Raw genomic sequence first — 20,132 nt, forward strand, 5'->3', positions numbered from 1 at the left:
CCAGGGATGCCCATGACCACCCCCACCCCCGACGCCCCGATCGCGCCGGGCGGCGCGAGACGCGCTGCCCGAATAGCCCTCGCGGCCTCCCTCGTGGCCGCGCTCACCGCCGCGGGCGCCGCGCCCGCCTTCGCGGACGACCCCAAGCCGGCCCCGGGCCCGGTGAAGTCCGCCTCCGACAAGCTCGGTTCGCACGACGCGGGCCTGCTCGCCAAGGCCAAGGCCGAGGGCGACAAGACCGTCACCATGATGATCGCCACCGCGCCCGGCCAGACCGGGCAGGTCGCCGCGAAGCTGGACGCGATCAAGGGCGCCTCGGTGGGCCAGGCCTACGACAAGCTCGGCTACGTCCGGGCGACCGTCCCCACCGCCAAGGCCGACGCCGCCATCGACGAGGCCAAGAAGCTGGCCTCGGTGCACGGCATCGACCTCAAGCAGGAGATCCCGCTCCCGGATCCCTCTACGCGTGGGGACTCCGGAAACACAGCGCAGGGCGCGCCGAAGCTCGCCAAGGACAAGAAGTACCCGGCGCCCGGCAAGGACACCCCGGCGAAGAACCCGTACCAGCCGGCCTTCGAGACCGGCGCCGTCGAGTTCGTCAAGGACCACCCCAAGGCCGACGGCCGGGGCGTGACCATCGGCATCCTGGACTCCGGCATCGACCTCGGGCACCCGGCGCTGCAGAAGACCAGCACCGGCGAGCGCAAGATCGTCGACTGGGTCACCTCGACCGACCCCCTGGCGGACGCGGACGGCACCTGGCTGCCGATGACCCGGGACGTGACCGGCCCGAGCTTCTCGTTCAACGGCCGCACGTACACCGCGCCCGGCCCGGGCACGTACCAGGTGGCCCTGTTCCGGGAGAACGTCACCGCCGGCGGCGACATGAAGGGCGACCTCAACCGGGACGGCGACACCACCGACTCCTGGGCCGTCCTCTACGACAAGGCCAAGGGCACCGTCCGGGTCGACCTCGACGACGACGGGAACTTCGGCAACGACGAGGAGATGAAGCCGTACAAGGACGGCTTCCAGGTCGGGTACTTCGGCAAGGACGACCCCGCCACCCCGATCGCCGAGCGCATCCCCTTCGTCGTGCAGGTCCGCAAGGACGTGCCGATGGACCCGAAGGGCGGCGACTGGGTCGGCAAGAAGGCCGACTTCGTCAGCATCGGCCTCATCGAGTCCGAGCACGGCACCCACGTCGCGGGCATCACGGCCGCCAACGGCCTCTTCGGCGGGAAGATGAACGGCGCGGCGCCGGGCGCCAAGCTCGTCTCCTCCCGGGCCTGCACCTGGTCGGGCGGCTGCACCAACGTGGCGCTCACCGAGGGCATGATCGACCTCGTCGTCAACCGCGGCGTGGACATCGTCAACATGTCGATCGGCGGTCTGCCGGCGCTCAACGACGGCAACAACGCCCGCTCCGAGCTCTACACCCGGCTCATCGACACCTACGGCGTCCAGCTGGTGATCTCCGCGGGCAACAGCGGCCCCGGCGCCAACACCATCGGCGACCCCGGCCTGGCCGACAAGGTCCTCAGCGTCGGCGCGTCCGTCTCCAAGGAGACCTGGGCCGCCAACTACGGCTCCGAGGTGAAGACCCCGTACGCCATGATGCCCTTCTCCTCGCGCGGCCCGCGCGAGGACGGCGGCTTCACCCCGACGATCACCGCTCCGGGTGCCTCGATCAACACCACCCCGACCTGGGAGCCCGGCGCCCCCGTCGCCGAGTCCGGCTACGACCTGCCGCCCGGCTACGGCATGCTCCAGGGCACCTCGATGGCCTCCCCGCAGGCCGCGGGCGCCTCGGCGCTGCTGATCTCGGCCGCCAAGCAGAAGAAGACGAAGCTCACCCCGGCCGACCTGCGCACGGCGCTCACCAGCACCGCGAAGAAGATCAAGGGTGCCCAGGCGTACGAGCAGGGCTCCGGCCTCATCGACATCGTCGAGGCGTGGGAGGCGATCCGCGAAGGCGCGACCGCCCATGACTACACGGTCAAGGCCCCCGTCTCCACCGCGCTCTCCGGCGCGCTGAAGACCCCCGGCTTCGGCACCGGCCTCTACGACCGCGAGGGCGGCCTCAAGGCCGGCGAGAGCCGTACGTACGACATCACCGTCACCCGTACCTCCGGCCCGGACAGGCCCGTGTGGCACGAGCTGGAGTGGAAGACCAACGACGGCACGTTCTCGCTGGTCGGCGACGACGAGGTCAAGCTGCCGCTGAACAAGCCGGTGACCGTCAAGGTCCGGGCCAAGGCGAAGACCGCGGGCATCCACAGCGCGATCCTCACGGTGAACGACGACCGCACCGAGGGCATCGACCAGCAGATCATGACGACCGTCGTGGTCGCCGAGCCGCTCGCCCAGCCGTCGTACGTGGTGAAGAAGACGGCCAAGGCCACGCGCAACGCGTCCACCTCGTACTTCGTGACCGTGCCCAAGGGCGCCAAGACCCTTGAGGTGGCGCTGGGCGGGCTGGCCGCCGGCAGCCAGACCCGGTTCATAGCGATCAACCCCTACGGTGTACCGGTCGACCCCGTCTCCACGGTCAACTGCTACCCGAACTACAAGAACGCGGCGAACACCTGCCGCCCGGACCTGCGGACCTACGCCTCCCCGGTGCCCGGCGTCTGGGAGATCGAGGTCGAGTCCCGCCGCACCTCCCCGCTGCTGGACAACCCCTACACCCTGACGGCCTCGGCGCTCGGCACCACCTTCGAGCCGGCGGTCCAGACCGTCCCCGAGGCCAAGGTCGGCACCCCGGTGGCCGTCTCCTGGAAGGCCACCAACGGCTTCGCGGCCCTGGAGGGCACCCTCAAGGGCGGTCAGCTGGGCTCCTCGAAGATCGCCCGGCCGGTGATCAAGCAGGGTGAGAAGCAGACCACCAAGGTCACCCTCGGCGAGGGCGTCACCCGCTTCGAGGCCGCGATCGGCGGCACCGCCGATCCCAAGGCCGACCTGGACCTGAGCGTCCTCAAGGACGGCAAGGTCGTCGGTTCCTCCACCACCGGCGGCTCGGACGAGCTGGTCACGCTGGCCAAGCCCGCCGCCGGCGAGTACACGATCGAGGTCAGCGGCTACTCCGTCCCGGCGGGCAGCACCGCCTACGACTACCGCGACGTGTACTTCGCCCCCTCCCTGGGCGAGATCAAGACCGCCGCGGACCCGGTCAAGCTGGGCGCGGGCGCCTCCGCGCAGCTCACGGCCCAGGTCGTGGTCGCCGGCGCGGCTCCCGAGGGCCGCTCCTTCTTCGGCGACGTCCAGCTGGTCAACGCGGCCGGCACGGTCGCCGGGACCGGCAGCGTGAAGATCGAGAAGGTCCTGCCGTAACCCTTCGGGGCACGATGGCGGACGGGGCGGGCGGCCACGGGGGCGCCCGCCCCGTCGTGATTCAGTGCGCCCTGCTCCACCCTGGGCGGTGGCATGCGATGACGGCTACGGTGATGGCATGGGTGTATTCACCGTGCGCATCCCCGATGATCTCGATTCCGATGTGCGAAAAGCCGCAGCCGATTCCGGCCTCTCCGTCAACGCGTACATGGTGCGTACCCTGCGCCGTCAGGTGGTCAAGGAAGCCGCTGAGGCTCAGGCGGCCATCGGCGGCGTCCTCCTCGTCGACACCGGAGCGGCAGACCCTGCGGAGGACATCCGGTGAAGCGCGGGACCGTATGGGAGCTTCCCTTCGCCGACACCACCCGCACCGTGCTGGTGTTGTCCATCGACGAGGCCAATGACAGCTACCGGGCAGCCGTGTGCCTCCTCCTGCACCCGGCCGGCGCCTACCCCGACACGCTGCTTTCCGTCCCGATCGCCGATCCTGTCCGGGCGGTGGCCGTACCCGTGAACCTCACCCAGTACGCGGCGCACCGGTTCGAGCAGGCGAAGCAACTGGGCCAGGTCTCCGCCGACACGATGGCCCGTATCGAACGTGCCGTGCGCTCCGTCCTGGATCTCTGATCCCACCCGCGCGTCCCGTCCCTCGGACAACCGATTGGACTTATGGGGCGGGTGGCACCGCATGATGGGAACCGTACGCACCACGCCAGCCGTCGTAGAACGCAACGGCTGAACGCGAGTAGGGAGTCCTCGTGAGGATCGGAATCGTCGGAGCGACCGGCCAGGTCGGCGGAGTCATGCGCAAGATCCTCGCCGACCGTAAATTCCCGGTCGACACGCTGCGGCTCTTCGCCTCGGCCCGCTCCGCCGGCACGACCCTGCCCTGGGGCGACACGGAGATCGCCGTCGAGGACGCGGCCACCGCCGACTACTCCGGCCTGGACATCGTGCTCTTCTCCGCCGGTGGCGCCACCTCCAAGGCGCTGGCCGAGAAGGTCGCCGCGCAGGGCGCCGTCGTCATCGACAACTCCTCCGCCTGGCGTCGCGACCCCGAGGTGCCGCTGGTCGTCTCCGAGGTCAACCCGGACGCGATCGCGAACCGCCCCAAGGGCATCATCGCCAACCCGAACTGCACCACGATGGCCGCCATGCCGGTCCTCAAGCCGCTGCACGAGGAGGCGGGGCTGACCGCCCTGATCGCCACCACCTACCAGGCGGTCTCCGGCTCCGGCCTGGCCGGTGTGGCCGAGCTCGACGGCCAGGTGCGCGCGGTCGCCGACCGGGCCGCCGAGCTCGCCCACGACGGCGAGGCCGTGGACTTCCCCGCCCCGGGCGTCTACAAGCGCACCATCGCCTTCAACGTCCTGCCGTTGGCCGGCTCGATCGTCGACGACGGCCTCTTCGAGACCGACGAGGAGCAGAAGCTCCGCCACGAGTCCCGCAAGATCCTGGACATCCCGGAGCTCAAGGTCTCCGGCACCTGTGTCCGCGTCCCGGTCTTCTCCGGCCACTCGCTCCAGGTCAACGCCCGCTTCGAGCGGCCGATCAGCGTCGAGCGCGCCTACGAGCTGCTGGGTGCCGCCCCCGGCGTCGAGCTCTCCGAGATCCCGACCCCGCTCCAGGCGGCCGGCAAGGACGCCTCCTACGTCGGCCGCATCCGCGTCGACGAGACCGTCGAGCACGGCCTGGCGCTGTTCCTCTCCAACGACAACCTCCGCAAGGGCGCCGCGCTGAACGCCGTCCAGATCGCGGAGCTCGTCGCCGAGGAGCTGCGCGGCTGACGCCGGGCGTAACGCGACACGACGCGAAGGGGCGGGCCGCCACGGCCCGCCCCTTCGTTCATCCGCCGTCAGCGTACGGAGGGCGACGTCCCGGGCACGGCGTGGAAGGATGGCCGGAACATCGCGACGTGAAGGAGATGGCCAGGTGCCCGGTACGAATCTGACCCGCGAAGAGGCACAGGAGCGGGCGCGGCTGCTCAGCGTGGACTCGTACGAGATCGAGCTCGACCTCTCCGGTGCCCAGGACGGCGGCACCTACCGGTCCGTGACCACCGTGCGCTTCGACTCCGCCGAGGCGGGCGCGGAGACCTTCATCGACCTGGTCGCGCCCACGGTGCGTGAGGTCGTCCTCAACGGCACCGCGCTGGTCGCGGCCGACGTCTTCAAGGACAGCCGCATCGCGCTGCCGGGCCTGGCGGCCGGGCGCAACGAGCTGAAGGTCGTCGCGGACTGCGCGTACACCAACACCGGCGAGGGCCTCCACCGCTTCGTGGACCCGGTCGACCAGCAGGCCTACCTGTACACCCAGTTCGAGGTGCCGGACGCCCGCCGGGTCTTCGCCTCCTTCGAGCAGCCCGACCTGAAGGCGACGTTCCAGTTCACCGTGACGGCCCCCGAGGGCTGGACGGTCATCTCGAACTCCCCCACGCCCGAGCGCCCCGCCGACAACGTCTGGCGCTTCGAGCCGACCCCGCGCATCTCGACGTACATCACCGCGCTGATCGCCGGCCCGTACCACTCGGTGCACAGCAGCTACGAGAAGGACGGCCAGTCCGTCCCGCTCGGCATCTACTGCCGCCCGTCGCTCGCCGAGTTCCTCGACGCGGACGCGATCTTCGAGGTCACGCGGCAGGGCTTCGACTGGTTCCAGGAGAAGTTCGACTACGCCTACCCCTTCGCCAAGTACGACCAGCTCTTCGTGCCGGAGTTCAACGCCGGCGCCATGGAGAACGCGGGCGCGGTCACCATCCGCGACCAGTACGTCTTCCGCTCGAAGGTCACGGACGCCTCCTACGAGCTGCGCGCCGAGACGATCCTCCACGAGCTGGCCCACATGTGGTTCGGCGACCTCGTCACCATGGAGTGGTGGAACGACCTCTGGCTGAACGAGTCGTTCGCCACCTACACCTCCATCGCCTGCCAGGCCTACGCTCCCGGCAGCAAGTGGCCCCACTCGTGGACCACCTTCGCCAACTCCATGAAGACCTGGGCCTACCGGCAGGACCAGCTGCCCTCGACCCACCCGATCATGGCGGAGATCCGCGACCTGGACGACGTCCTGGTCAACTTCGACGGCATCACCTACGCCAAGGGCGCGTCCGTCCTCAAGCAGCTCGTCGCCTACGTCGGCATGGACGCCTTCTTCCAGGGCGTGCAGGCCTACTTCAAGGCCCACGCCTACGGCAACACCCGCCTGTCCGACCTGCTGGGCGCCCTGGAGAAGACCTCCGGCCGCGACCTCTCGGCCTGGTCGAGGAAGTGGCTGGAGACCGCCGGCATCAACATCCTGCGGCCTGAGATCACCACGGACGCCGACGGCGTCATCACCGCCTTCGCCGTCCGCCAGGAGGCCCCGGCCCTGCCCACCGGCGCCAAGGGCGAGCCGACGCTGCGCCCGCACCGCATCGCGATCGGCCTCTACGAGCTCAAGGACGGCAAGCTCGTCCGCGACGAGCGCGTCGAGCTGGACGTCGACGGCGCGCTGACCGACGTCCCGCAGCTGGTCGGCAAGCGGCGCCCGGCGGTCGTCCTGCTCAACGACGACGACCTGTCGTACGCCAAGGTGCGTCTGGACGCCGAGTCCCTGGCGACCGTCACCCAGCACCTGGGCGACTTCGCCGAGTCCCTCCCCCGCGCCCTGAGCTGGGCCTCCGCCTGGGACATGACCCGCGACGGCGAGATGGCCACCCGCGACTACCTGGACCTGGTGCTCTCCGGCATCGCCAAGGAGTCGGACATCGGCGTGGTCCAGTCCCTCCAGCGCCAGGTCAAGACCGCCCTGGACCTCTACTCGGCCCCGGCCTGGCGCGAGACGGGCCTGGCGAAGTGGACCGAGGCGACGCTCACCCACCTGCGCGCGGCGGAGCCCGGCAGCGACCACCAGCTGGCCTGGGCCCGCGCCTTCGCGGCCACCGCCCGCACCGGCGAACAGCTCGACCTGCTCGCCGGGCTGCTGGACGGCACCGAGACCGTCGAGGGCCTGACCGTCGACACCGACCTGCGCTGGGACCTGCTCGGCCGGCTGGCCGCGACGGGCCGCGCCGACGAGAAGGCCATCGCGGCGGAGCTGGAGCGCGACAAGACGTCGGCGGGCGAGGAGCACGCCGCGTGGGCCCGGGCCGCGCGCCCGACGGCCGAGGCCAAGGCCGAGGCCTGGGCGTCGGTCGTCGAGTCCGACAAGCTGCCCAACGCGGTCCAGGAGTCGGTGATCAGCGGCTTCCAGCAGGCCGACCAGCGCGAGCTCCTCGCGTCGTACGCGGAGCGGTACTTCGCGGTCGTCAAGGACGTGTGGGACAAGCGCAGCCACGAGATGGCCCAGCAGATCGCGGTCGGGCTGTACCCGGCGCTCCAGGTCTCGCAGGAGACGCTGGACGCGACGGACGCCTGGCTCGCCTCGGCCGAGCCGAACGCCGCGCTGCGGCGGCTGGTGACGGAGTCCCGTGCGGGGGTCGAGCGCGCGCTCAAGGCGCAGGCCGCGGACGCGGCGGCCACCGCGTAGTTCCTCGCTCCGGCCCGGGGTGCGGTGCAGGCCGCGGGTGGGTTGTGCCCACCCGTTCCGCCTTGCGGAACGCCTGCCCACAACCCCGGGCCGGGGCCCCTCAGCCCTGGCGGGCGGCGCGGCGGGCGAGAAGCGCCTGGCGGCGCTCCTCGAACTTACGGCCCTGCGCGTCCAGCTCCGCCATGAACAGGCCCAGCTCCTCCTGGGCCTGGAGCCCCTCCGGGCCCAGCCCGTCGATCTCCAGGACCTTCAGGAAGCGCAGCACCGGCTGCAGCACGTCGTCGTGGTGGATCCGCAGGTTGTAGATCCCCCCGATCGCCATCGTGGCAGCGGCCCGCTCGAAGCCCGGGATGCCGTGCCCCGGCATCCGGAAGCCGGTGACGACGTCCCGGACCGCGCTCATCGTCTGGTCGGGCGCCAGCACGAAGGCCTGCTTGAGCAGGTTGCGGTAGAAGACCATGTGGAGGTTCTCGTCGGTGGCGATCCGCGAGAGCATCCGGTCGCAGACCGGGTCACCGGAGTGGTGGCCGGTGTTGCGGTGCGAGATCCGCGTGGCCAGCTCCTGGAAGGCGACGTAGGCCACCGAGTGCAGCATGCTGTGCCGGTTGTCGGACTCGAAGCCCTCCGACATGTGCGCCATCCGGAACCGCTCCAGCGCGACCGGGTCGACGGCGCGCGAGGTGAGCAGGTAGTCGCGCATGACGATGCCGTGCCGCCCCTCCTCCGCCGTCCAGCGGTGCACCCACGTGCCCCAGGCCCCGTCGCGGCCGAAGAGCTGGGCGATCTCGTGGTGGTAGCTGGGGAGGTTGTCCTCGGTCAGCAGGTTGACGACGAGGGCGGTGCGCCCTATGTCACTGACCTTGGACTGCTCGGGCGCCCAGGCCTCGCCCTCCATGACGCCGTCGAAGTTCCGCCCGTCGCTCCACGGCACGTACTCGTGCGGCATCCATTCCTTGGCGACCTTCAGGTGGCGGTTCAGCTCGGTCTCGACGACTTCCTCGAGCGCGTACAGCAGACGGCTGTCGCTCCAGACGGCCGAGCCGTGGGAAGGGGGGGCGATGGTCATCGGGCAGCTCCTGGAACGATCATCACCTACGGTGGCGTAGGTTACGACACCGTAGGTTAACCGTCCGCCGAATGCCAAAGCCGGTGGCTCCTACAGCGAAGTGGGTGGCGGAAAAGGGCAACAAAAAAGCCGACACCTCGAAGGTGTCGGCTTTCGCTCCCGCGCGGTGGTGTCAGCGCGAGTGGTGGGTGTTGACGGCGTGGGTGGCGGAGTTGTCGGAGTTCCTGGCGAGGACCATCGTCAGGCCCGCGATGACCAGGAAGAGGACGATCGGCGCGGCCACGTAGAGGCCGAGCGTGTTGATCACGCTCAGGCCGGGGCCCGGGTCGTCACCGTCGTCGCGGGTGAGCGCGAACGCGGGGGACGACATCAGCAGCATCAGCATCGTGCCGGCGGAGATCGCACCGGCGCGCACGGCGTTCTTGTTGACCTTATTGCTCACAGCCTCAAATTATCGGACCGGCGTGAGCGCCGCGCGCCCGGGGTGGCCTATGGGCGCCCGGGGTGGCCTATGAGCGTCCGCCCCACCACCGCACCTCGTCCACCAGGGCCTGGAGCCGGGGCGAGGCCACCAGCTCCTCCAGCGACAGCGGCCGGCCCGAGGCGTCGGCCACGGGCAGCCGCCAGTTCGGGTACTGGTCCCAGGTGCCCGGCAGATTCTGCGGGCGGCGGTCCCCGACCGCGTCCGGCAGCCATATGCCGACCAGCCGGGCCGGGGTGCGCAGCAGGAAGCGGTGGACGGCCAGGACCGCCGCCTCCTCGTCGCCGGGCCCTTCCGGCAGCAGGCCCAGCCGGCCGAGGGCGGCCAGCCAGCGGGCGACGTCCGCGGCGTCCTCGCGCTGCTCGACGGCGAGCGGCCGGGTGAGCAGCCCGAGCCGGTGCCGCAGCGCCACGTGGTCGCCGGTCAGCCGGGCGGCGGTGCTGGGCAGGTCGTGGGTGGTGGCGGTGGCCAGGCAGGCCTCGCGCCAGCGCTCCGGGGGCAGGGGCTCGGGATCCGCCTCGCCACTCGCGGCGTTCTCGTAGTCCCGCTCGAACCAGAGCACCGACGTGCCGAGCACCCCGCGCTCGGCCAGTGCCTCGCGGACGCCGGGCTCGACGGTGCCCAGGTCCTCGCCGATGACGGCGGCTCCCGCGCGGTGCGCCTCCAGGGCGAGGACGCCCAGCATCGCCTCGGCGTCGTAGCGCACGTAGGCGCCGCGCCGGGGCTCGTGGCCCCGGGGCACCCACCAGAGCCGGAACAGGCCCATCACATGGTCGACGCGCAGCGCCCCCGCGTGCCGCAGCAGCCCGCGCAGCAGATCGCGGTAGGGGGCGTAGCCGGTGGCGGCGAGGGCGTCGGGGCGCCAGGGCGGCAGGCCCCAGTCCTGGCCGTGGGGGCTGAAGGCGTCGGGGGGCGCGCCGATGGACATCCCGGCGGCGAAGGCGTCCTGCTGGGCCCAGGCGTCGGCGCCGGAGGGGTGGACGCCGACGGCCAGGTCGTGGACGAGGCCGACGCGCATGCCCGCCTCGCGGGCGGCCCGCTGGGCGGCGGCCAGCTGCCCGTCGGTGAGCCAGGCGAGCCAGCAGTGGAAGTCGACGCGGTCCAGCAGCTCGCCGCGGGCGCGGGCGGTGCGGGCGGAGCGGGGGTCGCGCAGGCCGGCGGGCCAGGACCGCCAGTCGGGGCCGTGCGCCTCGGCGAGGGCGCACCAGGTGGAGTGGTCGTCGAGGGCCTGGCCGCCCTCGGCGAGGAAGGCGGCGTAGGCGGCCCGGCGGCCGGGCGGGGCGGGGACGGCCCGCAGCAGCTCCAGCGCCCGGCGCTTGAGCTCCCAGACGGCGTCGCGGTCGATCAGCGCGTCGTGACGCAGGACGGCCTCACGGAGGACGGCGGCGCGGGCGAGCAGCGCCTCCACCTCCTCGCGCGCCGCCCCGGTCAGGTAGGCGAACTCGGGGATCTCCTCGACGCGCAGATGGACGGGGTCGGGGAAGCGGCGGGAGGAGGGGCGGTAGGGCGAGGGGTCGGTGGGCGGTCCGGGGACGGCCGCGTGGAGGGGGTTGATCTGGAGGAAGTCGGAGCCGGCGGAGCGGCCGGCCCAGGCGGCGAGGTCGGCGAGATCGCCGAGGTCGCCCATGCCCCAGGAGCGGGCGGACAGCAGGGAGTAGAGCTGGACGAGGAAGCCGTGGCCGCGCTCCGGGGGCGCGGGCAGCCGCTCGGGCGCGACGATCAGCGGCGCGCTCGCGGACCGCCCGTCGGGGGTCCGGGCACGCAGGACGTGCCCGCCGTACGGAAGGGGCTCAGCGTTCCAGGGGAGTGTGGCGCCGTCCTCCGTCTCGACGCTCAGGGCCGTGCCCTCGGGGAGCGGCGGCGGGCCGCCCGCGTGGCCACGCAGGACGACGGCCGGGGGCAGCAGCCTGCCGCGCTCGGCCTGCTCGCGGGCCGCCAGGGCGTCCCGGACGGCCCTGGGCGTGGAGGCGTCGACGCCCAGCGCGGCGAGGACGGCGACGAGCGTGTCCTCGGGGACGCGGACGACGCTGCCGGGCGCGGGCTCGTAGGACGTGGCGACGCCGTGCAGCTCGGCGAGGCGTGCTCTGTCCATCCGGACCTCCGTGGTCGCCGCCGCCGACTGCTCCTGCTGCCTACCCACTCCGCGCGGCGGACGACACATCCGTACATCCCGCCGGGCATTACCGGCAGTTCGGTCACCTGCGTTGACATGCCATCAGCGCTGGTGATGGGCTCGTGGCGGCTTTTCCGGGGCACCGCCCCGCACCTTGGTCCCGCACCCGGGTCCCGCACTTCGTCCCGCAACGCGTCCGGAGGAGAAGAACCATGCCCCACGGAAGCGAGCGGACCGGCCGGGCCGTGGGCACGGGGCGCCTGGGGCGCCCCGGACCGCGCCGGGCCGGGGTCACGGTGCTGGCGGCCGCGCTCCTCGGCGGACTGCTCGGCGGGACCGGGGACGCCGTGGCCGACCCCCTGCCGGGTGACGCCGCGTCGTCCGCCGCCGGTTCACCCGGCTCGGACCGGGAGAGCGCCGGGGCCCTGCCGCCCGTGTGGCCGCGCCCCCAGTCGGCGCGGGCCCTGGACGGCTACGCGCGGGTGGGCGACGAGGTCACGCTGATGGCCGATCAGGGCACCGACCAGTACGCCCTGGAGGCGCTCCGCGACGTGCTGCGCGCCCAGGGCGCCCGGACGGTCGTGGACGCGCAGCCGGGCGGCACCCCGCCGGCCGGCGGCCTGATCGTCTACGCCGGCGGGCAGGCGGCCGAGGCCGCGCTGCGCGCGCTGGGCGCCCAGCCGGTCGGCGACCTGTCGATGGGCGGCTACCGGCTGGCCACCGGGCAGGTGGACGGCCGGCCTGTGGTGGCGCTGGCGGGCGTGGGCGAGGACGGGCTCTTCCACGCGGCGCAGACGCTGCGGCAGCTGGCCGTGGCGCACGACGGGGGCCGCGCGTTCGCGGGGGCCGTGATCCGCGACTGGCCGGGCACGGCGGTGCGCGGGCTGACGGAGGGGTTCTACGGGCAGCCCTGGTCGCACCAGCAGCGGCTGGCGCAGCTGGACTTCCTGGGCCGCACCAAGCAGAACCGCTATCTCTACGCGCCCGGCGACGACCCCTACCGCACGGCCCGCTGGCGCGCCCCCTACCCCGCCGAGCGGCGCGCGGAGTTCCGGGAGCTGGCCGAGCGGGCCCGCCGCAACCACGTGACGCTGGGCTGGGCGGTCGCGCCGGGGCAGGAGATGTGCTTCTCGTCGGCCTCGGACATGCGGGCGCTCAAGCGCAAGGTCGACGCGATGTGGGCCCTGGGGGTGCGCGCCTTCCAGCTGCAGTTCCAGGACGTCAGCTACAGCGAGTGGCACTGCGACGCGGACGCGGACGCGTTCGGCTCCGGTCCGAAGGCGGCCGCGAAGGCGCAGGCGAAGGTCGCGGGAGAGCTGGCGAAGCACCTGGCGGCCAAGGGCTCGGAGGCGGCCCCGCTGTCGCTGCTGCCGACCGAGTACTACCAGGACGGGCGCACCGACTTCCGGCGCGCGCTGGCCGACGCGCTGGACCGCCGGGTGGAGGTGGCCTGGACGGGGGTCGGGGTGGTGCCGAAGACCATCACCGGCGGTGAACTGGCCGACGCCCGGGCGGCGTTGGGGCACCCGTTGATGACCATGGACAACTACCCGGTCAACGACTTCGCGCAGGACCGTATCTTCCTCGGCCCGTACACCGGCCGCGAGCCGGCCGTGGCCGCGGGCTCCGTCGCGCTGCTGGCCAACGCGGCGGCGCAGCCCGTCGCTTCGCGCATCCCGCTGTTCACCGCCGCCGATTTCGCGTGGAACCCGCGCGGCTACCGGCCCGACGAGTCCTGGCGGGCGGCCGTGGACGACCTCGCGGGCGGGGAGCAGGGCGACGCGGCGACGCGCGAGGCCCTGCGGGCGCTCGCCGCGAACGACGCGTCCTCGGTGCTCGGCGGCGAGGAGTCGGCGTATCTGCGCCCGCTGCTGGACGCCTTCTGGGACGCCCAGGGCACGGCCGACGCGGGAAGGCTGACGGAGGCCGCCGACCGGCTGAAGGCGGCCTTCCGCACCATGGCCGACGCCCCCGCGCGGCTCGCCCCGCTGCTCGGCGCCGAGATCCGGCCGTGGCTGGACCAGCTGGGCCGGCACGGCGAGGCGGGCGGGCGGGCCGTGGACATGATCACCGCGCAGGCGCGGGGCGACGGCGCGGCGGCCTGGCAGGCCCAGCTGGACGTCCAGCGGCTGCGCGGGACGATCACCAAGGAGCGGGCGACCGTCGGCAAGGGCGTGCTGCTGCCGTTCCTCGAGACGGCCCTGGCCCGGGCCAACGGCTGGACCGGCGTCGACCGGCCGCTGCGCACGGCGGGCGCGGCCACCGACGGCGACCCGGCCACGGCCGTGACCCCCAAGCCGGGCGTCCCGCTGTCCGTGCGACTGCCCCAGCCGCGTCCGCTGACGGTGGTCACCCTGCTCACCCAGCCCTCGCCCGGGGCGGGCGGCGTGGTGGAGGCCCATGATCCGGCCCGGGGCTGGCAGCCGCTGGGCCGGGTCGCGGACGGCGGCTGGACCCAGCTGCCGGGCAAGGGCGTCAAGGCCGACGCGCTGCGCGTGGTGTGGGACGGCGGCGCCACGCCGCCCGCGGTGCACGAGCTCACCCCGTGGTTCGCCGACAGCCCCACCGCGACCGTCGAGCTGACGGGCGGCGACACGGACGCGGAGATCGGCGGGCGGCCGGCGGTCGTCGAGCTCCGCGTGATCAATCAGCGGCCGGAGGCCATCAAGGAGCGGCTCACCGTGGCCGCGCCGACGGGCGTGAACGTCAAGGCCCCGGCCGAGCTCACCGCCGTGCGCGGGGGCGTGACCACGGCCCGGATCGAGCTGTCGGTGCCGGCGGGGGCGCCCGCCGGGACGTTCACGGTGCCCGTCCGGCTGGCCGGGCAGGAGAAGACGGTGACCGTCCGGGCGTATCCGCCGACCGGCGGCCCGGACCTGGCGCGCGGCGCCCGGGCGACGTCCTCCGGCGACGAGACGGCCGCCTTCCCGGCCTCGGCCGCGATCGACGGCGACCCGCGCACCCGCTGGTCGTCCCCGCACACCGACGCCGCCTGGTGGCAGCTGGAGCTGGCCCGGCCCGTCCGGCTGGGCCGGCTGGTGCTCCACTGGCAGGACGCCCACCCCGTCCGCTACCGCGTCCAGGTCTCGCCGGACGGCCGCACCTGGCGGGACGCGGCGGTGGTCACCGACGGCAAGGGCGGCGTGGAGTCGGTGCGCATGGACGCGCCGGACGCGCGGTTCGTGCGCGTCCAGGGCGAGAAGCGGGCCACCCGCTTCGGCTATTCGCTGTGGGAGGTGGAGGCCTACGCCGTGCAGGCCGCCAAGGGCTCCTGAGCGGCGGCGCCGGGCCCTGCCCGGCGCCGCCCGCCCATGCCCGGAAACGACGACGGCCCGGTGGTCTCAGGCGGAAATGCCGTCGATCCGGGCCATCGCGTCCTCCGCGCCGTATGCCTCCAGATAGGGAAGCCAGCGCGGGTCCCTATGGCCCGTGCCGATGATCCGCCACGCCAGGCCGGACGGCGGCGCGGGCTGGTGGCGCAGCCGCCAGCCCAGCTCCCACACGTGCCGGTCGGCCTTGACGTGGTTGCAGCGGCGGCAGGCCGCCACCACGTTCTCCCAGTTGTGCTGGCCGCCTCGGCTGCGCGGGACGACGTGGTCGACGCTGGTTGCGACGCCACCGCAGTACGCGCAGCGTCCGCCGTCCCGGGCGAAGAGGGCACGGCGGGTGAGCGGGACGGGGCCCCGAAAGGGCACCCGCACGAAGCGCTTCAGGCGGACGACGCTGGGTGCGGGGATGGTGCAGGTCGCGCTGTGCAGAAAGGCGCCGGTGTCCTCGAGGCTGACGGCCTTCTCATTGAGGACGAGTATGAGCGCGCGGCGGAGCGGTACGACGCCGAGCGGCTCGTACGACGCGTTGAGGACCAGGACATGCGGCACGGGTGCCTCCTTGTACGCCGGCGGCGCGTGGCTCGCGCCGGGACGATCTCCTGCAAGTGTCCCCTGGTCCCCGCCACGAGCGCCACCATCATCGGGTAACGGGTCTCAGGTGTTTTGGAGCACACCCAGGACAATCACGGCCACGCACGCGCAAGACCTGCCCCATCTCGAACACAACAACGGAGCATTCCGTCTGCCCCGTTAGTGTGGTGAATCGGCCCGCACCACTCCTCGCCGCGGGCGACGTCCCCTATCGGAGGATTTCTGCTGTGTTCCGGTCCGCTGTTCTGGCCACAGACGCGACACCCCGCCCGGTGTCACTGGACGAGGCCCAACGCACGGCGAACGACGCCGCGGGCTGGGTCGAGCAGAACTGGTCCGTCTGGCTGACCAACGGCCTGCGGATCGTGCTGATCATCGTGATCGCGGTGGCCATGCGCTCCCTGATCCGCCGGGGCATCACCAAGCTGATAGCGCGGATGAACCGCACCGCCCAGGCCGTCGACGGCACCGCTCTGGGCAGCCTGCTGGTCAACGCCGAGCGGCGGCGCCAGCGCTCGGAGGCCATCGGCTCGGTGCTGCGGAGCGTCGCCTCGTTCCTGATCATGGGCACGGCGGCCCTGACCGTGCTCTCCGTGCTCAAGATCAACCTGGCTCCGCTGCTGGCCAGCGCCGGTGTGGCCGGTGTGGCCATCGGTTTCGGCGCCCGGAATCTCGTGACCGACTTCCTCTCGGGCGTCTTCATGATCCTCGAGGACCAGTACGGCGTCGGCGACGAGGTCGACGCGGGCGTCGCCAAGGGCACCGTCATCGAGGTCGGGCTGCGCGTGACCAAGCTGCGCGGCGCCGACGGCGAGATCTGGTACGTCCGCAACGGCGAGGTCAAGCGGATCGGCAACCTCAGCCAGGGCTGGGCGACCGCGGGCGTCGACGTCCAGGTGCGCTCGGACGAGGACCTGGACCGGGTGCGCGCGGTGATCGAGCGCACGGGCGAGGAGATGCAGAAGGCCGAGCCGTGGACCGAACGGCTGTGGGAGCCCGTCGAGGTGCTGGGCCTGAACGCGGTCTACCTCGACTCGGTGGTCGTCCGCGTGTCCGCCAAGACCGTGCCGGGCAAGGCGCTCTCCGTGGAGCGCGAGCTGCGCTGGCGCATCAAGCGCGCCCTGGACGCCGAGGGCATACCCGTCGTCGGCCAGCCGCACGAGCAGGAGCTGCGGACGGCGGCCGCGGCGGACCCGGCGGCGACCGTCGCCGCCCCGTCCGCCCTGGCCAGCCCCACCTCCCCGCAGTCGCTGGCCACGGCGCCGATACCGCCGGCGCCGCCGGGCGTGACGCTCGGCAAGCCGTAGCACCCCCGATACGCACCCCCGATACGGGAGAGGGCCCCCTCGCCGCCGATGTGGCGAGGGGGCCCTTGGCTTCCGGCCTGAGGGGTCCTGGGGGTGTCAGCCCTCCCGCAGGACCTTGTCCACGAACTCGTCGAGGTTGCCGCGCAGCCGGTCCAGGCGCTCCTCGACGGAGAGGGACTCCTTGTAGCGCATGGACATCAGCGGTGTCTTCTTCCCCCGCACGTACAGCGAGCAGGCCAGGTCCGCGCACATATAGGCGCCGACCGTGTTGCCGTCGCGGCCGGAGGCCCCGACCTTGCGGGCGGCCAGCAGGGAGACGCCCGAACCGCCGTGGGCGGTCAGGCACAGCGAGCACATGGTGGTCTTGGTCAGCGCCCGGGGCCCGCCCTGCGGCACCCGCAGGGTGACGCCCACCAGCTCACCGGCCCGTTCCGTCACGAGATAGCCCCGGTCCGGGGCGCCCGGGTCCCGCCAGCCCAGGAAGTCCAGGTCGGCCCAGGGGAGCCCGTCGAGCTCCCGGGGCAGGCTCATCCTGCGGGCCTCGCCCTTCGAGCAGTTGACGAAAGAGGCGCGTATCTCGCTGTCGCCCAGTGGTTCCATGCGTCGGGAACCTACCGGCGGGCATGCCGCCATGTCGCGTTATTTTTGCCTCGGAGGAACCGATTCCGCTGCTCCGGACTCCTTGACGGTGCGCTGACCTGCGCCTAACGTCCTGGGCAAACGATAGGAAAGTTTCTTTACAGACTGTCGAGGGGCACCTCGAGGGCGGGGGACCACAGACGATGGCCGGAACCGGAATCCCCGGGACACCCCGTGTCCTGCGGGCGATGAACGACCGCGCCGCGCTGGACCTGCTGATCAGCCACGGCCCCCTGACCCGCACCCGCCTCGGCGAGCTCACCGGGCTGTCCAAGCCCACCGCCTCCCAGCTGCTCGCCCGGCTGGAGGCCGGCGGGCTCGTGCGCGCCGTCGGCAACGTCACCGGCCGCCCCGGACCCAACGCCCAGCTCTACGAGGTGAACCCCTCGGTCGCCCACGTGGCCGGCCTCGCCGTCGACAAGGAAGGCATCTCGGCCGCCGTCGCGGACATCACGGGCACCGTGCTCGGCGAGCACCGCGTCGAGGCCGATGTCACGGACGAGGGCACGCCGGGCCGCACCGCCCACCTGGTGGCCGCCGCCGTGGACGGCGCGCTGGCCGCCTGTGGCCTCGGCCACGAGGCCCTCCACCGCACGGTCATCGGCACCCCCGGCGCCGTCGACCCGAACACCGGCACCCTGCGCTACGCCCCCCACCTGCCCGGCTGGCACTCGCGCACCCTGCGCGCCGAGCTCGCCGAGGTCATCGGCACCCCGGTCGTCATCGAGAACGACGTCAACCTCGCCGCCGTCGCCGAGCGCCACACCGGCGCCGCGCGCGACACCGACGACTACGTCCTGGTCTGGATCGACGAGGGCGTCGGCGCGGCCATCGTCCTCGGCGGCCGGCTGCTGCGCGGGGCGACCGGCGGCGCCGGCGAGATCGGCTACATGCCCCTGCCCGACGCCCCGCTCGCCCGGGGCGAGGCCCGGCACGCCCCGGACGGCGGGGGCGGCTTCGAGACGCTCGTGGGCATCCCGGCCGTGGCCCGGCTGGCGCGCGAGCACGGCTTCGGCGCCCCCACGGGCCCCGAGGCGCTCGAACACGCGGCGCGCACCCCCGGCCCGGCCGCCGACGCCTTCCTCGCCGAGCTGGGCTCGCGCGTCGCCACCGGCCTCGCGGCGGTCGTCGCCGTCGTCGACCCGGAGCTGATCGTGCTCTCGGGCGTGGTCTGCCGGGCCGGCGGCGAGCGGCTCCGCGCGGTGGTCGAGGCCGGGCTGACCGGGCTCGCCCTGCCCCGGCCCCGGCTGCGGCTGAGCGAGGTGACGGGCTCCGCCATCCTCATCGGCGCCCTGCGCACCGCCCTCACCGACGTCCGGAACGACGTCTTCGACACCGCCTGATCCCTGATCCCCCGGCTTCCCCCCACCGCGCGACACCCCCGTCCACCGCCGCCAAGGAAGCTCCGTCATGCAGCGATTACGACACCGCACGCTCGTCCTTCTCCTCACGACCGCCGGGTTGCTCCTCTCCGGCTGCGCCCGCCCCGCCGTGGGCAGCGCCGAGGACGACCCGACCCGCCCGGTGACCCTCCGGTTCTGGCACGGCTGGTCGCAGCGGAGCGAGGTCGCGGCCGTCGACGCCGCGATCGCCCGGTTCGAGCGGCGGCACCCCAACATCCGGGTGATGACGACCGGGAACGTCACGGACGAGACCGTCAACCAGGCCCTGCGGGCGGGCGGGGGTGCCACACCCGACGTGGTGTCGTCCTTCACCACCGACAACGTCGGCCAGTACTGCTCCTCGGGGATGTGGGCCGACCTCGATCCCTTCCTGCGGAAGTCCGGCGTGGACAAGGCGGCGGTCTTCCCGAAACCCCTCCTCGACTACAGCTCCTACCGGGGCACGCAGTGCGCCCTCCCGCTGCTCGCCGACGCCTACGGCCTCTACTACAACCGGGACGCCTTCGAGAAGGCCGGCATCACCCGGCCGCCGCGCACGATGTCGGAGTTCGCGGAGGCGGCCCGCAAGCTCACCCGGCGGACCGCCGGGGGCTCGTACGAACAGCTCGGTTTCATGCCCGGCTTCCGGTTCTACGAGAACAGCCCGGAGCGGCTCTTCGCCCAGTGGGCGCCCACCTGGTTCGACGCCGACGGGACGTCCCGGCTCGCCCGGGAGCCCTCGACGAAACGATTCCTCGGCTTCCAGCGGGACCTGGTCACCGCCCTCGGCGGATACGGCCCGCTGGAGCGCCACCGCACCACCTTCGGCGAGGAGATGTCCTCCCAGAACGCCTTCCGCACGGGGAAGGTCGCCATGCTCCTGGACGGTGAGTGGCGCGGCCGGATGCTCAAGGAGACCGGCACGGACTTCCGCTGGGGCACGGCCCCGCTGCCCGTACCCGACGACCAGGCCGACGCCTACGGGCGCGGCTGCCTCACCGGCACGGTCGTCGGCATCGCCCACAGCAGCCGGCACCAGAACGCGGCCTGGGAGCTGGTGCGATTCCTGACGACCGACACCGATCAGGTCGTCGCCTTCGCGAACGCCATCCACAACGTGCCCTCCACCAAGGCGGCGCTCGCCTCCCCCGCGCTCGACGCCGACCCCGCCTTCCGCACCTTCGTCGGCATCGCCGGCGACCCCCACAGCGTCTCCGTGCCGCCCTCGGCCAACGGCGGGATGTACATCCTCGCCCTGCGCGACTTCGCCTACGACAGCGAGGCGGGCCGGGTCCCCGACCTGGACCGGGGGCTGCGCCGCCTCGACCGGCGGATCGACGACGACACCCGCCAGACCGCCGGCTGACCACCGGACCGCCGGCCGA

At 72.9% G+C, this 20,132-nt stretch carries 14 protein-coding genes; 9 read left to right on the plus strand and 5 right to left on the minus strand.

Annotated elements, in window-relative coordinates:
* Positions 1–12 precede the first annotated feature (12 nt).
* The 5 genes from EKH77_RS10685 to pepN all read left to right on the plus strand — a co-directional run bounded on the left by EKH77_RS10685 (position 13) and on the right by pepN (position 7,839).
* Positions 13–3,333: a S8 family serine peptidase gene (locus EKH77_RS10685; RefSeq protein WP_126914167.1), complete on the plus strand. Its 3,321-nt coding sequence runs from the start codon at positions 13–15 to the stop codon at positions 3,331–3,333.
* A gap of 118 nt (positions 3,334–3,451) precedes the next feature.
* The gene (locus EKH77_RS10690) at positions 3,452–3,658 is read left to right on the plus strand and encodes a toxin-antitoxin system HicB family antitoxin (RefSeq protein ID WP_126914168.1); all 207 of its coding nucleotides are present in this window, start codon (positions 3,452–3,454) and stop codon (positions 3,656–3,658) included.
* Entirely contained in the window at positions 3,655–3,960 is a 306-nt protein-coding gene (locus EKH77_RS10695) for a type II toxin-antitoxin system PemK/MazF family toxin (RefSeq protein ID WP_126914169.1), read from the plus strand. The genes EKH77_RS10690 and EKH77_RS10695 overlap by 4 nt, the downstream gene beginning before the upstream one ends.
* A 131-nt stretch (positions 3,961–4,091) precedes the next feature.
* On the plus strand, positions 4,092–5,120 hold the full coding sequence (locus EKH77_RS10700) for an aspartate-semialdehyde dehydrogenase (protein ID WP_126914170.1): 1,029 nt from the start codon (positions 4,092–4,094) through the stop codon (positions 5,118–5,120).
* A 145-nt stretch (positions 5,121–5,265) separates the two neighbouring features.
* Positions 5,266–7,839, plus strand: coding sequence for an aminopeptidase N (gene pepN, locus EKH77_RS10705; RefSeq protein WP_126914171.1), 2,574 nt, complete (start codon positions 5,266–5,268; stop codon positions 7,837–7,839).
* Between the two features lie 100 nt (positions 7,840–7,939).
* Here the strand turns inward: pepN and EKH77_RS10710 are convergent, their stop codons facing one another.
* From EKH77_RS10710 to malQ, 3 genes are all read right to left on the minus strand, one after another.
* On the minus strand, positions 7,940–8,905 hold the full coding sequence (locus tag EKH77_RS10710) for an acyl-ACP desaturase (RefSeq protein ID WP_126914172.1): 966 nt from the start codon (positions 8,903–8,905) through the stop codon (positions 7,940–7,942).
* A 172-nt stretch (positions 8,906–9,077) separates the two neighbouring features.
* Entirely contained in the window at positions 9,078–9,347 is a 270-nt protein-coding gene (locus tag EKH77_RS10715) for a hypothetical protein (RefSeq protein WP_206279838.1), read from the minus strand.
* Between the two features lie 67 nt (positions 9,348–9,414).
* Positions 9,415–11,478 carry a 4-alpha-glucanotransferase gene (gene malQ, locus EKH77_RS10720; RefSeq protein ID WP_126914173.1) on the minus strand — a complete coding sequence of 688 codons (2,064 nt, stop codon included), beginning with the start codon at positions 11,476–11,478 and terminating at the stop codon, positions 9,415–9,417.
* Positions 11,479–11,711: 233 nt separating this feature from the next.
* Here malQ and EKH77_RS10725 point away from each other — a divergent pair, with 233 nt between their 5' ends.
* Complete coding sequence (locus EKH77_RS10725) at positions 11,712–14,774, plus strand: beta-N-acetylglucosaminidase domain-containing protein (protein ID WP_126914174.1); 3,063 nt, start codon at positions 11,712–11,714, stop codon at positions 14,772–14,774.
* A 66-nt stretch (positions 14,775–14,840) separates the two neighbouring features.
* Here EKH77_RS10725 and EKH77_RS10730 read toward each other — a convergent pair whose 3' ends face one another.
* Positions 14,841–15,377 carry an HNH endonuclease gene (locus tag EKH77_RS10730; RefSeq protein WP_126914175.1) on the minus strand — a complete coding sequence of 179 codons (537 nt, stop codon included), beginning with the start codon at positions 15,375–15,377 and terminating at the stop codon, positions 14,841–14,843.
* A 269-nt stretch (positions 15,378–15,646) separates the two neighbouring features.
* On the opposite strand from EKH77_RS10730, the gene EKH77_RS10735 reads away from it, so the two are divergent.
* Positions 15,647–16,726, plus strand: coding sequence for a mechanosensitive ion channel family protein (locus EKH77_RS10735; protein ID WP_126914176.1), 1,080 nt, complete (start codon positions 15,647–15,649; stop codon positions 16,724–16,726).
* A gap of 96 nt (positions 16,727–16,822) precedes the next feature.
* On the opposite strand, the gene EKH77_RS10740 is transcribed toward EKH77_RS10735, so the two are convergent.
* Positions 16,823–17,326 carry an FBP domain-containing protein gene (locus tag EKH77_RS10740; protein ID WP_126914177.1) on the minus strand — a complete coding sequence of 168 codons (504 nt, stop codon included), beginning with the start codon at positions 17,324–17,326 and terminating at the stop codon, positions 16,823–16,825.
* Positions 17,327–17,553: 227 nt separating this feature from the next.
* Between EKH77_RS10740 and EKH77_RS10745 the strand changes: the two genes are divergently transcribed.
* Positions 17,554–18,708: an ROK family transcriptional regulator gene (locus EKH77_RS10745; RefSeq protein ID WP_126914178.1), complete on the plus strand. Its 1,155-nt coding sequence runs from the start codon at positions 17,554–17,556 to the stop codon at positions 18,706–18,708.
* Between the two features lie 67 nt (positions 18,709–18,775).
* A complete protein-coding gene (locus tag EKH77_RS10750; protein ID WP_126914179.1) occupies positions 18,776–20,113 on the plus strand; it encodes an ABC transporter substrate-binding protein in 1,338 nt (445 codons plus the stop codon).
* The last annotated feature ends 19 nt before the right edge of the window (positions 20,114–20,132 follow it).

The organism is Streptomyces luteoverticillatus, from assembly GCF_003970715.1.
In the GTDB taxonomy this organism is placed as follows: domain Bacteria; phylum Actinomycetota; class Actinomycetes; order Streptomycetales; family Streptomycetaceae; genus Streptomyces; species Streptomyces abikoensis.

Coding starts and splice junctions, on each gene's coding strand:
- EKH77_RS10710 (WP_126914172.1), bottom strand. CDS start 8,905: ATGACCATCGCCCCCCCTTCCCACGGCTCGGCCGTCTGGAGCGACAGC.
- malQ (WP_126914173.1), bottom strand. CDS start 11,478: ATGGACAGAGCACGCCTCGCCGAGCTGCACGGCGTCGCCACGTCCTAC.
- EKH77_RS10745 (WP_126914178.1), top strand. CDS start 17,554: ATGAACGACCGCGCCGCGCTGGACCTGCTGATCAGCCACGGCCCCCTG.
- EKH77_RS10740 (WP_126914177.1), bottom strand. CDS start 17,326: ATGGAACCACTGGGCGACAGCGAGATACGCGCCTCTTTCGTCAACTGC.
- EKH77_RS10725 (WP_126914174.1), top strand. CDS start 11,712: ATGCCCCACGGAAGCGAGCGGACCGGCCGGGCCGTGGGCACGGGGCGC.
- EKH77_RS10690 (WP_126914168.1), top strand. CDS start 3,452: ATGGGTGTATTCACCGTGCGCATCCCCGATGATCTCGATTCCGATGTG.
- EKH77_RS10685 (WP_126914167.1), top strand. CDS start 13: ATGACCACCCCCACCCCCGACGCCCCGATCGCGCCGGGCGGCGCGAGA.
- EKH77_RS10750 (WP_126914179.1), top strand. CDS start 18,776: ATGCAGCGATTACGACACCGCACGCTCGTCCTTCTCCTCACGACCGCC.